Below are 13,498 nucleotides of genomic sequence, written 5' to 3'. Positions count from 1 at the left end.
TTCAAGAAAGCGCCATTGTGTCCTGCCCTATTTCGGCAAAGTAGCGCGCCATTGCGTCAGCCGCTTTGTCGCTCAATTCAATAAAGGCACGACGGCGATCGGCATCGTCTTCCACGCGGTCCAGCAGGCCCACATCAACCATTTGATTGATCCAGCGAAGCGCTGTCGTTGGCGGCACGCCCGATGCGATACACAAGGATGTTACCGAAACGCGCATATATTCAACCCGTGCAGCTGTCAGATCGAGCAGCATGTCCCAGGCGGGATCGGCGAACAGATCGCCATCAAGGAACTTCGCCCGCGTTCTGCGCTGGCGGATAATCTGACGCACCAGCCGTGCATCGGGCAGCGCCGGGCGTGGTTTGCGAATCAGTGCCTCGCCCGTGCCAGTATTATCTTCGGTGCGATAGCTGTCCGAAGGGCTTTCAAAGCGGAATGCCCCGGCTGCTGATTGCTGCCCTACGCTCCCATGCGTGTCCATTTTGTCCAGCCGCTCTGCAATATGACCCACCTGCTCTGTCAGCCGCAGGAGGGTAAGACGATCATCTTCCGAAAGTTCACGCAGACGCAAAGAAGGCACCTCTGCCAGCATGCGCCCCAACGCAATGATCCGCTCCACACGCGGCGGGTCCACGAGAATTTGGGGCTTGGATTGCGCGCAACAGCCGAAGACCGCATCGAGCGATTCCAGGCTGGTCGAAACCACCAGTCGCGCGCCCAATTTGACCGCCCGGCTATCCAGCCGTGACAGGGTTGCCATTGCCAATGCATCAGGCTGGGGGCAATCTACCACCACCAATTTGCCAAGGGGGCGCACATCCCCGGCAAAAAGCTGGTTGAGATTACCGCTTTCGCGCAACGTCAGGCCTGCGGCAGCCACGTCATCTTCCAGATCACCGCGCAAGTTGCTGCAATCTGCAAAAATCGAAACGGTAAGCGGCAGGCCCGCACCATGGGCAGCTACTTCATAAATGAAATCGACCTGCGTCATGTCCAAATATTTCCCCGAGTCGCACCAAGCCTTTAGGTCGTGAACACATGAGAACAAAGCGAGATCGTGTCAAGGAACCGCGTTAAGCATCAATCGGCAAATGGATCCCGGACGAGGATCGTATCATCACGCTCTGGACTGGTGGAGACACTGGCTACGGGGCATTCGATCAGCTCTTCGATCCGACGGATATATTTGATCGCCTGCGCAGGCAGTTCGGCCCAGCTGCGGGCGCCCACTGTGGTGCCTTCCCAACCTTCGAATTCCTCATAAATCGGCTCTACTGCGGCCTGCTCTGCCGTATGGGCAGGCAGGTAATCCAGCATCTGATCACCCAGTTTATAGCCGGTGCAGATGCGGATGGTGTCGAACCCGTCGAGCACGTCGATTTTGGTCAACGCGATGCCGGTAACGCCGGACAGCGCGCAGGTCTGGCGGACCAGCACCGCATCAAACCAGCCGCACCGACGCTTGCGCGAGGTAACGGTGCCGAATTCATGGCCGCGTTCGCCCAGCTTCTGGCCTACTTCGTCCTCCAGCTCTGTCGGGAAGGGCCCGCTGCCCACGCGCGTCGTATAGGCTTTGACGATTCCTAGCACGAAACCCGCCGCATTGGGGCCAAGCCCGCTGCCCGAAGCCACAGTGCCGCTGACGGTGTTGGAGCTGGTCACGAAGGGATAGGTCCCATGATCAACATCGAGCAACACGCCTTGCGCGCCTTCGAACAGGATTTTGGCGCCAGCCTTCTTCACTTCATTCAAACGCTTCCACACCGGCTGCGCAAATTGCTGCACGAAAGGCGCTATTTCGCGCAACTCATCAAGCAGTCCCGCGCGGTCGACGGGATTCTGGCCAAAACCTGCACGCAGCGCATCATGATGGGCGCACAGCCTGTCGAGCTGAGGTTCAATCGCATCGAGATGTGCAAGGTCGCAAACGCGAATTGCGCGGCGGCCGACCTTGTCTTCATATGCGGGGCCAATGCCGCGCCCGGTCGTGCCGATTTTGCCCTTCCCCGCTGCGGTTTCGCGCAGACCATCCAGATCACGATGAAGCGGCAGGATCAGCGGACAGTTATCCGCAATGCCAAAGTTTTCCGGTGAAATAGAGACACCCTGCGCCTCAAGCCGGGCAATTTCATCGCGTAGCGCCCACGGGTCCAGCACCACGCCATTGCCGATAAGGCTTAGCGTGCCTGTGACGATACCGCTGGGCAGCAGGCTGAGCTTGTAGGTCTGGTCACCCACAACCAGCGTATGGCCTGCATTGTGGCCGCCCTGAAAGCGTACCACCGCATCGGCACGGCTCGCCAGCCAATCGACAATCTTGCCCTTGCCCTCATCGCCCCATTGGGCACCAATTACCGTTACACTGGCCAAATTTCCTGCCTTCCAAGCTTGTGCTGCGCACCGCGCGCGGCCCTATTCAATGGCGCATATAAGAGCAAGCGATGTACGACACTTTGCGATTGGCTGGAGGGCCGATGCATGGATAAATCCAGCGTCAGACCGGGGGAAGAGATAGTGATGTTGCGCGGGACATGCCGTGACCAATCGCTGGCTCGGTGATCCCGAAGATCAGGCAACTCCACCAGTTGAACGTGTTCTTACGCGGATATTTTTCCCATCTGTGGACTGCTATGCGCGCTTGTCGGGAACCACCGGACACCCGGTGCCATTACATAGAGATAGGAGACACCAATGATTGAAACTGCATCGCAGCGCGAACACAATCCCACCCTGTCCATGAATGACGGACGGCAGATCCCCCAATTGGGATATGGCACATTCAACATGGATCCGGATACGGCTGCAAAGGCCGTGGATCAGGCTATCAAGACGGGGTATTGGCTGATCGACACCGCATCATTCTATTGCAACGAAGACGGCGTTGGGCGCGGCGTTGGCGAACAGAACGATGTTTTCCTTCAGACCAAAATCGGCAATCCCGACCAGGGCTATGACAGAACAAAGGAGGCCGCGCGCGAGGCTCTTGAACGGCTAGGCCGCGACCATGTCGATTTGTTGCTAATCCACTGGCCCTGCCCCGATCAGGGCAAGTTCGTGGACACCTGGAAGGCCCTGATTGAATTGCGCGACGCCGGGCTGACCAAATCCATCGGCGTTTCCAATTTCCGCGAGGAAGATCTGAAGCGTATTGTGGATGAAACGGGCGTTGTTCCCGTGCTCAACCAAATCGAATTGCACCCCGCTTTCCAACAGCGTGAATTGCGGCGTGTTCACAAGGACATGAACATCATTACGCAATCATGGTCGCCGCTTGGCCAAGGTGCAGGTATGGAAACAGATGCGGTTCGCAAAATTGCCGAGGAAACCGGCAGCGCGCCTGCGACCGTGGTTCTTGCGTGGCATCTGCATCATGGGCTGGCTCCGATACCCAAGGCAGCCAGCAAGAACCATATGGAAGACAATTTCAAAGCACTGGAACTGACGCTGACAGACGCGCAGATCGCGTCCATCGATGCGCTGGATGATCCGCAAGGCAGAATTGGACCAGACCCCGGCAATTTCTGCTGAACATACCGACTAAAGCGGCTGTATCTCACCATCCAACAATGCGTGAGTGCAGCCGAGCACCTTGCCGTCATCAGCATCTGTCAGTGCTGCCACTGTGCGCCAGCCATCTGCGCGCATTTCATTGGCGGCAGTGCGATCATGGCCGATGGGCAGGAACAGGCGCCTGCCCATCGTTTCTTTCGCTTTGACCATCTCTACCAGATCATCAGGGTAAAGCGAGAAGCCTGTCGCGGCTTCATCAGTGCCACCAATGCGATAGGTGCCGCCACGGCCCAGCGCTCCGCGCACGCCTTCGGCATAGAGGGTGAAACCAAACCAGCTTTGATATTCGAAACCATGGCGTTCCGACGGATCGAGCGTCAGCCGCGCGCGGCCCTGCACCCGTTCGGCGATCTGGCGCAGTGCGTGGATGCGACTGTCCAGCACACCGGCACCGTCAATCGCGGCAAGTTTCTCAGCAGCTTGCGGAAACGGCCCGGTCGCATAAAGCAATGGCAGGTAGGCACTGCCGCCTGCCTCTACCAGCCCGCCAGCATCCTTGGTATCGAGTTCACGCCGGACAGCCGCGCGCGTTTCAGCATCGAGCGGTAGCGGCCCGTCAGCCAGTGTGTCGACAAGATCAGGCAGCGTGAAATCGACTGAAATACGTCCTGCTCCCGCCGCCTCCAGCGCAGCAATAGCCACTTCCACCACTTCGGCTGCCGCAGCTACGCTATCGCTTCCGATAAGCTCGGCACCAATCTGCAAATTTTCCCGCCGCGGATCGAGCATGTCTCCTGTGATACGCGCGACCTGCCCTGCATAGGCAAGCCGCATGGGACGCGGCGCGTTGGCAAGCCCGGTCGCGGCAATGCGCCCTACCTGAACCGTAATGTCACTGCGCAGTGCGAGCGAGCGAAGGCTGCGCGGATCGACAAAGCGGAAGAGATTGCGCGTGCGCACCCCATCCATCCGCCTCGCCATCGATTGTTCAAATTCGATCAGCGGCGGATTGACCCGGTCATATCCATGGCTGCGCATCACATCGAGCATGGCGCGCTGAATACGCGCGGCTGCGGCCGCACTTTGCGGCAGGCGGTCTTCCAGCCCTTCGGGCAACAGGTCTTGGGTAGGATCGGTCATAGCTGGGGCTTCCTAGACAATTGGCCATCCCGGTGGAAGCCGGGATGGCGCAATGATCAAAAGCTCAATGCCTTTACCTTTTTGACGCCTTCAAGCTCGCAGATCGCGTCGAGCACTTCGGGCGTGGGTCGCTGGTCCAGCGTCAACAGCAACACAGCATCGCCGCCGCGGTGGCGATCGGGCAGGCGGCGACCAAGGTGGAAGTTGCCGATGTTGACGCCAGCTTCGCCCAGCGTCGAACCAAGCCGACCGATGAAGCCCGGCGCATCTTCGTTGACAACGTAGATCATGTGGCCGTCCAGATCGGTTTCGATCCGCGTGCCCGCAATTTCCACCAGCCGCATTTCCGACCCGCCAAACAGGCTTCCGGCAACTTCGCGCTTGCGCGTTCCGGTGGTCGCGGTGACGCGCAGCAGCGTGTGATAATTGCCTTCCCTGCCGTGGCGCACTTCGCGGACATCCAGACCGCGCTCCTTGGCGAGGATGGGCGCATTGACCATGTTGATGCTGTCAGACCAGCTGCGCATCATGCCCGCAAGCACGGCAGCGGTGATCGGCTTCATGTTCAATTCGGCAGCAGCCCCCTCAACCTCGATGGTGAGCGAATTGACATCCGGCCCTTCAAGCTGCCCGACCAGCGAACCCAGCTTCTCGCCCAGCGCGATATACGGGCGCAGACGGGGTGCCTCCTCGGCTGAGAGCGATGGCACGTTCAGCGCATTGGTCACGCCGCCATCGACGAGGTAATCCGCCATCTGCTCTGCCACCTGCAGCGCGACATTGACTTGCGCCTCTGTCGTGGAAGCACCCAGATGCGGTGTGCAGATGAAACCCGGCGTGCCGAATAGCGGGTGATCGGCGGCTGGCGGCTCCTTCGCGAATACATCCAGCGCGGCGCCGGCGATGTGGTCGGAATCGAGCAGATCCTTCAGCGCCAGTTCGTCAATCAACCCGCCACGCGCACAATTGACGATGCGCACGCCCGGCTTGCACTGCTCCAGCCGTTCGCGGTTCAAAATATTGCGTGTCTCGTCAGTCAGCGGCGTGTGCAAAGTGATAAAATCGGCGCGCTGCACCAGCATGCCCAGATCGACCTTTTCGACGCCCAGCTCAACAGCCCTGTCAGGCGTGAGAAACGGATCGTAGGCGATGACTTTCATGCGCAGGCCCTGGGCGCGGCTGGCCACGATTGCGCCAATATTACCCGCCCCGATGAGGCCCAAAGTCTTGCCGGTAACTTCGACACCCATGAAATCCTTCTTGGGCCATTCTCCCGCCTGGGTGCGGGTGTTGGCTTCAGGGATCTGGCGGGCAAGTGCCAGCAACATCGCAATGGCGTGTTCAGCAGTCGTGATCGAATTGCCGAATGGCGTATTCATCACCACTACGCCGCGCGCGGAAGCTTTGGGAATATCGACATTGTCGACCCCGATACCGGCGCGACCGATCACCTTGAGATTGGTTGCCGCGGCAAGAATTTCATCTGTCACCGTGGTGGAAGAACGAATGGCAAGGCCATCATATTCGCCGATACGCGCGATCAACTGTTCGGGTGTCTCGCCGGTGATGACATCCACATCGCAGCCGCGCTCTTCAAAAATACGGGCGGCATTCGGGTCCATCTTGTCGGAAATAAGGACTTTTGGCTTGGTCATGATTTGCTCCATCTCCCGCTTTGGGAGGAGAGGCCGGAGAGAATATCAGTCTCACCCAGCCTTGTCGTTTGTTTGGAATATCGAAGGGTCAGCCCCCTCCTGCCCCTCACCTTTCCCAAGGCAAGGGCGCTGGCATCACCGATTGCCGGCCTTGAGCTCTTCATAAGCCCATTCGATCCACGGCAGCAGACGAGAGATATCCTCTGACTCCAGCGAACCGCCGCACCAGATGCGCAGGCCCGGAGGGGCATCGCGATAGCCATTAAAGTCATAGCCGATATCCATCTCTTCCAGCTTGGAAGCGATTTTCTTGGGCACGACTGCCTGATCTTCGGCAGAAAGGCTTTCGATCCAGTCCCCCTGAAATACCATGCACACGCCGGTATTGGTCTGCTTGGCAGGATCGGGAACCATGTTGCGCAGCCACGGGGTAGCCTCTATCCAGTCCTTGACGATCTTGGCATTGGCATCGGCGCGGTCGAACATGGCCTGGCGTCCGCCGATGGATTTCACCCATTCCAGCGCGAAAATGTAATCTTCGGTCGCCAGCATGGAAGGCGTGTTGATTGTCGCGCCTTCGAAGATTGAAACATTCAGTTTGTCGCCCTTTTTCAGGCGGAACAGCTTGGGCAGCGGCCAGCTTGGATTATAGCTTTCGATCCGCTCAACCGCCTTGGGACTGAGGATGAGCATGCCATGCTGCGCTTCACCGCCAAGCACCTTCTGCCAGCTGAAAGTAGTGGCATCGAGCTTGGCCCAGTCCATTTCCATCGCGAAAACGGCGCTGGTGGCATCATTTATCGTAATACCGGTACGATCATGCGCGAGCCAATCCGTATTCGGAATTTTCGCGCCGCTTGTCGTGCCGTTCCAGGTGAAAACGACATCGTTTTCCTGCGGGATCTGCGAAAGGTCGGGTATCTCGCCATAATCGGCATCCAGCACCTGAAGATCGGGCAGCTTGAGCTGTTTGACTGCATCCTGGATCCAGACATTGCCAAAGCTTTCCCACGCAGCGATCGTGGCAGGGCGAGCGCCCAGCATGGTCCACATCGCGCATTCAAGCGCGCCAGTATCGGAACCGGGCATAATACCGACGAGATAATCGTCAGGCACGCCGAGCAGTTCACGTGTCAGGTCAATCGCATATTTCAGGCGACCCTTGGCATATTTGGAGCGATGCGAGCGGCCGAGGCTTTTGATGTCGAGCTTGTCTGGCGACCAGCCGGGCGGCTTGCAGGTAGGTCCGGACGAAAAAAAAGGACGCTCCGGACGGAGGGTAGGTTGTGCAGTCATGTATTCTCTCCTTGCAGAGAGCTCGCGCGGCGTTGGGACCGCGTGGCCCGCAGCGGCCACTAGAGATGAGTGCGAAGGAGTCAATCATTACTTGTGAAACCTTGCCCTGCTGGCGCACGCATTAGGATGATGTTAAGCATGTTAGCGTCATGAAAATCGTGATGAAACGTGCCCTTACCCTTGGACTTGGCACTCTCGCCTTGGCGGGCTGTTCGGTCCTTCCGAATGGCAGTCCCCAGCGCGATAGCCATGATTCGCGCAATACAGCCTCCTCATCGCGCATCAGCAATTCAGCGCCAATCGTTCGGCGTGGTGCCGAAGCGCAATGCCTGGCCCAGCTTGGCGCCGCTGGTGCACAGTTCGATGCCTTGCCGGATCGCTATGCCGATCACGGTTGCAGCACGCTCAACACGGTGCAGATGCATGCCTTGCAGGGTGATTACGGCCGGTTTGAAGTTGGCAATCTGGGGCCGGTCACCTGCCCTGTCAGCACAGCCTTTGCGGCATGGGCACGATATGGTGTTGATCGTGCGGCGCGGCAGGTTTTCGGTGTGCCGATCCAGTCCATCCAGACGATGGGAAGCTATTCATGCCGTAATGTCGCGGGCACTGGACGGCGTTCAGCCCATGCCAGTGCTGATGCCATTGATGTCGGTGGATTTGTTCTGTCTGACGGAACGCGGATCAGCGTGCATTCGGGCTGGAATGGTTCCAGCAAGGAGCGTGAATTCCTGCGCACCGTGCAACGCAGCGCCTGTCTTCGCTTCGGCACTGTTCTGGGGCCGGATTACAATGCGGCCCACCGTGATCACTTCCACGTTGAAGGTGTCAGCAGCGGCTCGTCCTATTGTCGATAGCGAAAAGGCGACCCATCGCTGGGCCGCCTTTCCGGGGGGAAACTCTGTAAGTCTGTGCTGGGGCCGGATCAGCCCGACGTAGCCGTCGGCGATGGCGCAGAACTGACGTCGGTATGCAGGCCGGGCACCACCTCGCGGGTTTTGGCCACTGGGTCCCGCAATGCTGCATCCATGCGCATGCGCACAGCATCGGCTGCATGGTTGGCACCAAGCTTTTCCATCATGTTGGCGCGATGAATTTCTACCGTACGCGGACTGATATCGAGTTCGCGCGCAATGGCCTTGTTCGAGCGCCCTTCGGATAACCAATCCAGCACTTCGCGCTCGCGCCGAGACAATTCATTTATGCGATTGCGGGCATCGATCAGCCGGCGGCGCGCTTCGGCATGTTGGCCCGAATCTGAATGGTAATGCGCGATCATCCGGCGCAGTTCTCCCTCGGTAAGGGGCAAGGTCAGGAAATCGAGCGCCCCCGCCTGAACTGCGTGAACGACCTCTTCCAGACTCGGCTCTTCACGCGCCGCTACCAGCGGTATCCAGATCCCGTGATCGGCAAGTTTTTCCAGAAGCGCTCCGATGCCGTCTTCAATGACGACATCCGATGCAATGATAACGCCATCCTGCGGCGGACGGTCAAGCAATTCGATCAGGTCCGAATAAACTTCCGCATGACAACCCATGGAAAGGGCGAGGCGCGATTGTAACGCGCGCGAGCGGCTGTCGCCGCCGACAATATGTATCGTAATACGTTTTTCCATGAAACTGGTACTGGCTGAGGATCGTGCATTTTACATTCCGTATTACTACGGAAGTCCACCTATTGCGCCGCCCCTTTCCCGAGGAATGGCAGGAAACCGCGAAAAAGTTATCACCGGATCGGACCATTTATCCGCGATGCAGCTACGGGATAATTCTGATCGGAACTTTCCGGTCCGATCGGACCGCGCGACTAGGTAGTTTCATCCGGTTGGTAAAAGCTATAATCCGGGAGCGAATGAAAGGCGCTTCGCAATGCCTCGCTCCAACTGTTCGAAATCGCATCGAAATAGGGGTCACTGTGTTCGATCCGCCGTTCATGCAGCGGGGCAAATGTATCGCGTTCGATCACCATGAGATCCAGCGGAAGGCCAACTGACAGATTGGCCTTCAAGGTTGAATCGAAGCTCACCATCAGCAATTTTGCTGCATCCTCAAAGCTCATCGTTCTTTCATAACCGCGCAGGATGATCGGCCGGCCATATTTCGTCTCGCCAATCTGGAAAAATGGAGTGTCGAAGCTGGCTTCAATGAAATTACCTTCCGGATAGATCATGAACAGGCGTGGCTCCATGCCCTTGATCTGGCCGGCAAGGATGATTGATGCCGTGAAGCGACCTTTACCGCGCGTGCCATTATCGGTTTGGGTGGCACTGATGACCTCGCGCAGCAGCTTGCCTGTTTCCACGGCCACCTGAAACATGGTCGGCAGTTCCAGCAATCCGTGCTGGCGTTCTTCGGGTGCCTTTGTGCGTTCCTGCAATTGGCTGATGACCGCCTGCGTCGTGGCAAGGTTGCCCGCCGTCATCACCGATATGATCCGCTCTCCCGGGACCGTCCAGGTGAACATCTTGCGAAAAACAGAAATGTTGTCGACACCCGAATTGGTTCGCGTATCGCTCATCAAAACGAGGCCCTTGTCCAGAACCATCCCAACGCAATAAGTCATGTATTTCCTCTAAAACTGCGAAAAGTTCAGATACGTGCAAGGCGTATCACTGCTGCCCCATGATCTGCTGTTCGACAGCAAGATTTACATCAAGGTCCGCAGTCTGGGCACCGAAAGATATGGCTGTTACCGGCGCTGCATCGCTGTAATCACGACCCGTTGCAACACGGACATACCGTGGATCGGGGCTGATGCCGTTGGAAATGTCGAAGCCGACCCAGCCCAGCCCCTGCACATAGGCCTCTGCCCATGCGTGGGTGGCCTCCTGCTCAATGCGATCATTCATCATAAGATAACCGCTTACATAACGAGACGGTATTTCCAGGCTGCGCGCAGCCGCGATAAAAATATGCGCATGGTCCTGACAAACGCCTGAGGCATTGATCGCCGCCTCCTCTGCCGTGGTTGAAACCCCGCTCGTGCCTACGCCATATTCGACATGGTCACGGATGACATTGCTGAGATTGTGGAGGGTATCGACCATGCTTTCGCTGCGTTCCACCTTACCAATCAACGACCTGATTTTGGGACCGGGTTTGGTCAGCGGAGTCTGCCCCAGAAAAGCCCATAGCGGCAAATGTCCGGCATGTTGTCCGATGACGCCGGCCTGGTCCTCTGTATCGACGCGGCCCTTGCACGTGACGACAACATCCTGCGCGCCTTCTTCTACGGAGATGAAGGTCGTGTGATTGAAGTTCTGATCATCATAGACCAGTTCCTCGTGCGCGCCCTCATATTCCATGTCCCATTCGAGTATCTTCTGCCCTTGCGTTTCCTTGGGCGTCAGCCGCAACCGCTGGACCCCGTAGGAGACAGGTTCAGTGAAGCGATAGCGCGTGGTGTGGCGGATTGAGAGGCGCATAGTCTGTAATCCTCTCCTTTAAGAGGTGAAACGGTAATCTTCAGCGATGGCGCCGGCGACTTTTTGATTGCTGGCGATAAAATCGAGCAGAAACTGGTGTAGGCCCTGATCGAATATATTCTCGACCGTCTTGTTGGTAAGCCCGAGATCGGCCGCGCGCATCATTTCATGCGATGTGCTTTCGCTACCGTGCAGACGGGCAAGCTCATCGAGGTTTTGCCGTACCGTAGCATAGCAATAGGTCAGGCTGCGCGGAAAGCGTTCATCAAGGATCAGGAAATCGGCGATGGAGCGGGCATCCATCCTTCCGGCATTGAGCCAGCGATAGGCCCTGTCACCAGACAGCGAGCGCAGAACACTATCCCATTGCCCGCTGTCGAGCGGAGTTCCGACATAGGAAAGCGATGGCAGCAGCAGGTAATATTTCACGTCGAGGATACGCGCCGTGCTGTCAGCACGCTCAAGAAAAGTGCCCAGACGAGAAAACCAATAGGCTTCGTTGCGCAGCATGGAGCCGTGGGTCGCCCCGCGCGCCAGGGAACTTTCACGACGGATCGCGCCGAGGATCGGGTTGAGATTGCTTTCGCGCACCGGCTTTGCAAGTAACTCGCGAAGTGCCATCCAGCCTTCATTGACGGCTTCCCACACTTCCAGCGTGATGGCCGAACGGCAAATCCGCGCATTCGTGCGAGCCCGCTCTGTCATCGCCAGAACGCTTTCGGGATTGCTCTTCGATCGCAATACGAAATCGCAGACATGGGCGACATCATATTCGCCGCTATCCTGCTCGAAATATTTGCGCAGCCCCAGCGTCGTCACGATAGACCGCCATTCCTGCACTGCATGATCATCGCCGCGCGTCAGCGCCATGCGCTGCCCAGCCGCCAGAAGACGTGCAGTATTTTCTGCCCGTTCGAGATAGCGGTACATCCAGAAGATGCCATTTGCGACGCGGCCTAACATATGCGTTGCTCCACCATCAGTCTTCCAGCACCCAGCTGTCCTTGGTGCCACCGCCCTGGCTGGAATTCACCACAAGCGATCCGCGCTTCAGGGCGACCCGCGTCAATCCGCCAGGCGTGATATCCACGCCTTCAGGCGATGACAGCACGAATGGCCGTAAATCGACATGCCGCGGCGCCAGCCCCTTGCGGGTAAAGATCGGACAGGTGGACAAGGACAGTGTTGGCTGAGCTATATAATTATCAGGATTGGATTTCAGCTTCGCGCGGAATTGCTGCAAGTCCTTCTTGGTTGCGGTGGGCCCTATCAGCATGCCGTAGCCGCCCGAACCGTGGACTTCCTTAACGACCAGTTCGTTCAAATTTTCGAGCACATATTTGAGGGAGTCCGGATCTGCGCAACGCCATGTCTCGACATTGGGCAACAACGCCTTTTCGCCAGTGTAGAATTCAACGATCTCCGGCATGAAGGAATAGATTGCCTTGTCATCGCAAACGCCAGTGCCGGGCGCATTGGCGATGGTGATGCCGCCCGCGCGGTAAACATCCATGATACCGGGCACACCCAGCATACTGTCGGGATTGAAGGTCAGCGGGTCCAGATATTCGTCATCGACCCGACGATAGAGGACATCCACCGGCTTGAAGCCCATCGTGGTGCGCATCTGGACCTTGCCGTTGACGACCCGAAGATCACTACCTTCGACAAGCTCGGCGCCCATCTGGTCCGCCAGAAAAGCGTGTTCGTAATAAGCCGAATTGAAAATACCCGGAGTCAGCACCGCAATCGTGGGCGGGCCGTCCACATTCGGTGGCGCGCAGGCCGCCAGGCTTTTCGCCAGACGGCGGGGATAATCGGAAACGGGGCACACCTTCACCTTGCTGAACAGTTCAGGGAACATCGCCATCATCGTTTCGCGGTTTTCCAGCATATAGGAAACACCGCTGGGGGTGCGGGCATTGTCTTCCAGCACCAGGAAATCATCAGGGCCGGTGCGCACAAGGTCGATGCCGGTGATGTGGGTGTAAACCCCGCCCGGCGGGGTGAAGCCGACCATCTGCGGCAACCATGCCTTGTTATGTCGGAACAACCGCTCTGGCAGTCGGCCCGCCCGGATGATCTCCTGCCGGTGATACAGATCATGCATGAAGGCGTTCAAAGCCCGCACGCGCTGTTCGATACCCTTGGAAAGCCTGCGCCATTCAGCGCCCGTGATGATGCGCGGCACCATGTCAAACGGGATCAGCCGCTCCTCGGCATCGTCCTCACCATAAACATTGAAGGTAATGCCAGTGCGGCGGAAGAAGCTTTCCGCCTCAAAGTTCTTGCGCCGCATCCAGCCTTCATCCTGGCCGGAAAGCCATTCCTGATAGCTGTCATACGCATTGCGCACCGAACCATCGGGCGCATGCATCTCATCGAAATTCGTCTTATCGGACGCGCTCATGAAACCCTTTGTTGATGTGACACGATAAGAAAATAACCCCTCGCGCTATTGCGCCGCGTCTGT

The 13,498-nt window shown here is 57.8% G+C and carries 12 protein-coding genes; 2 read left to right on the top strand and 10 right to left on the bottom strand.

Going from position 1 to position 13,498, the window contains the following annotated elements:
• Position 1: 1 nt before the first annotated feature.
• Together CP97_RS06455 and CP97_RS06450 are read right to left on the bottom strand one after the other, a co-directional pair.
• Positions 2-991 carry a helix-turn-helix domain-containing protein gene (locus tag CP97_RS06455; protein WP_048885263.1) on the bottom strand — a complete coding sequence of 330 codons (990 nt, stop codon included), beginning with the start codon at positions 989-991 and terminating at the stop codon, positions 2-4.
• 89 nt (positions 992-1,080) lie between these two features.
• Complete coding sequence (locus CP97_RS06450) at positions 1,081-2,370, bottom strand: adenylosuccinate synthase (protein ID WP_048885262.1); 1,290 nt, start codon at positions 2,368-2,370, stop codon at positions 1,081-1,083.
• A 321-nt stretch (positions 2,371-2,691) separates the two neighbouring features.
• Between CP97_RS06450 and CP97_RS06445 the strand changes: the two genes are divergently transcribed.
• Complete coding sequence (locus CP97_RS06445) at positions 2,692-3,528, top strand: aldo/keto reductase (RefSeq protein WP_048885261.1); 837 nt, start codon at positions 2,692-2,694, stop codon at positions 3,526-3,528.
• A gap of 9 nt (positions 3,529-3,537) precedes the next feature.
• Here the strand turns inward: CP97_RS06445 and CP97_RS06440 are convergent, their stop codons facing one another.
• The 3 genes from CP97_RS06440 to CP97_RS06430 form a co-directional block, all read right to left on the bottom strand.
• Complete coding sequence (locus CP97_RS06440; RefSeq protein WP_048885260.1) at positions 3,538-4,650, bottom strand: ATP phosphoribosyltransferase regulatory subunit; 1,113 nt, start codon at positions 4,648-4,650, stop codon at positions 3,538-3,540.
• A 56-nt stretch (positions 4,651-4,706) separates the two neighbouring features.
• Positions 4,707-6,305, bottom strand: a complete 1,599-nt coding sequence (gene serA, locus CP97_RS06435) for a phosphoglycerate dehydrogenase (protein ID WP_048886794.1) — start codon at positions 6,303-6,305, stop codon at positions 4,707-4,709.
• Positions 6,306-6,440: 135 nt separating this feature from the next.
• Entirely contained in the window at positions 6,441-7,601 is a 1,161-nt protein-coding gene (locus tag CP97_RS06430; RefSeq protein ID WP_048885259.1) for a phosphoserine transaminase, read from the bottom strand.
• A gap of 161 nt (positions 7,602-7,762) precedes the next feature.
• Between CP97_RS06430 and CP97_RS06425 the strand changes: the two genes are divergently transcribed.
• Positions 7,763-8,458 carry an extensin-like domain-containing protein gene (locus CP97_RS06425; RefSeq protein WP_048886793.1) on the top strand — a complete coding sequence of 232 codons (696 nt, stop codon included), beginning with the start codon at positions 7,763-7,765 and terminating at the stop codon, positions 8,456-8,458.
• 68 nt (positions 8,459-8,526) lie between these two features.
• Here the strand turns inward: CP97_RS06425 and CP97_RS06420 are convergent, their stop codons facing one another.
• From CP97_RS06420 to CP97_RS06400, 5 genes are all read right to left on the bottom strand, one after another.
• Positions 8,527-9,216: a response regulator transcription factor gene (locus CP97_RS06420; protein ID WP_063612382.1), complete on the bottom strand. Its 690-nt coding sequence runs from the start codon at positions 9,214-9,216 to the stop codon at positions 8,527-8,529.
• 191 nt (positions 9,217-9,407) lie between these two features.
• Positions 9,408-10,163, bottom strand: a complete 756-nt coding sequence (locus CP97_RS06415) for a proteasome-type protease (protein ID WP_048885258.1) — start codon at positions 10,161-10,163, stop codon at positions 9,408-9,410.
• Between the two features lie 46 nt (positions 10,164-10,209).
• On the bottom strand, positions 10,210-11,025 hold the full coding sequence (locus CP97_RS06410; protein WP_048885257.1) for a transglutaminase family protein: 816 nt from the start codon (positions 11,023-11,025) through the stop codon (positions 10,210-10,212).
• Between the two features lie 18 nt (positions 11,026-11,043).
• A complete protein-coding gene (locus tag CP97_RS06405) occupies positions 11,044-11,988 on the bottom strand; it encodes an alpha-E domain-containing protein (protein ID WP_048885256.1) in 945 nt (314 codons plus the stop codon).
• A 16-nt stretch (positions 11,989-12,004) separates the two neighbouring features.
• Positions 12,005-13,435: a circularly permuted type 2 ATP-grasp protein gene (locus CP97_RS06400; RefSeq protein ID WP_048885255.1), complete on the bottom strand. Its 1,431-nt coding sequence runs from the start codon at positions 13,433-13,435 to the stop codon at positions 12,005-12,007.
• Positions 13,436-13,498: the final 63 nt, after the last annotated feature.

It is taken from the genome of Aurantiacibacter atlanticus, assembly GCF_001077815.2.
Classification (GTDB): Bacteria; Pseudomonadota; Alphaproteobacteria; order Sphingomonadales; family Sphingomonadaceae; genus Alteraurantiacibacter; species Alteraurantiacibacter atlanticus.
The sequence above is the reverse complement of the archived record's forward strand: the minus strand, read 5'-3'. Positions and strand labels throughout refer to the sequence as shown.

Excerpts from the sequence above, each read along its gene's own strand:
- CP97_RS06455 (WP_048885263.1), bottom strand. The coding sequence starts at position 991 with ATGACGCAGGTCGATTTCATTTATGAAGTAGCTGCCCATGGTGCGGGC.
- CP97_RS06445 (WP_048885261.1), top strand. The coding sequence starts at position 2,692 with ATGATTGAAACTGCATCGCAGCGCGAACACAATCCCACCCTGTCCATG.
- CP97_RS06440 (WP_048885260.1), bottom strand. The coding sequence starts at position 4,650 with ATGACCGATCCTACCCAAGACCTGTTGCCCGAAGGGCTGGAAGACCGC.
- serA (WP_048886794.1), bottom strand. The coding sequence starts at position 6,305 with ATGACCAAGCCAAAAGTCCTTATTTCCGACAAGATGGACCCGAATGCC.
- CP97_RS06430 (WP_048885259.1), bottom strand. The coding sequence starts at position 7,601 with ATGACTGCACAACCTACCCTCCGTCCGGAGCGTCCTTTTTTTTCGTCC.
- CP97_RS06425 (WP_048886793.1), top strand. The coding sequence starts at position 7,763 with ATGAAACGTGCCCTTACCCTTGGACTTGGCACTCTCGCCTTGGCGGGC.
- CP97_RS06420 (WP_063612382.1), bottom strand. The coding sequence starts at position 9,216 with ATGGAAAAACGTATTACGATACATATTGTCGGCGGCGACAGCCGCTCG.
- CP97_RS06415 (WP_048885258.1), bottom strand. The coding sequence starts at position 10,163 with ATGACTTATTGCGTTGGGATGGTTCTGGACAAGGGCCTCGTTTTGATG.
- CP97_RS06410 (WP_048885257.1), bottom strand. The coding sequence starts at position 11,025 with ATGCGCCTCTCAATCCGCCACACCACGCGCTATCGCTTCACTGAACCT.
- CP97_RS06405 (WP_048885256.1), bottom strand. The coding sequence starts at position 11,988 with ATGTTAGGCCGCGTCGCAAATGGCATCTTCTGGATGTACCGCTATCTC.
- CP97_RS06400 (WP_048885255.1), bottom strand. The coding sequence starts at position 13,435 with ATGAGCGCGTCCGATAAGACGAATTTCGATGAGATGCATGCGCCCGAT.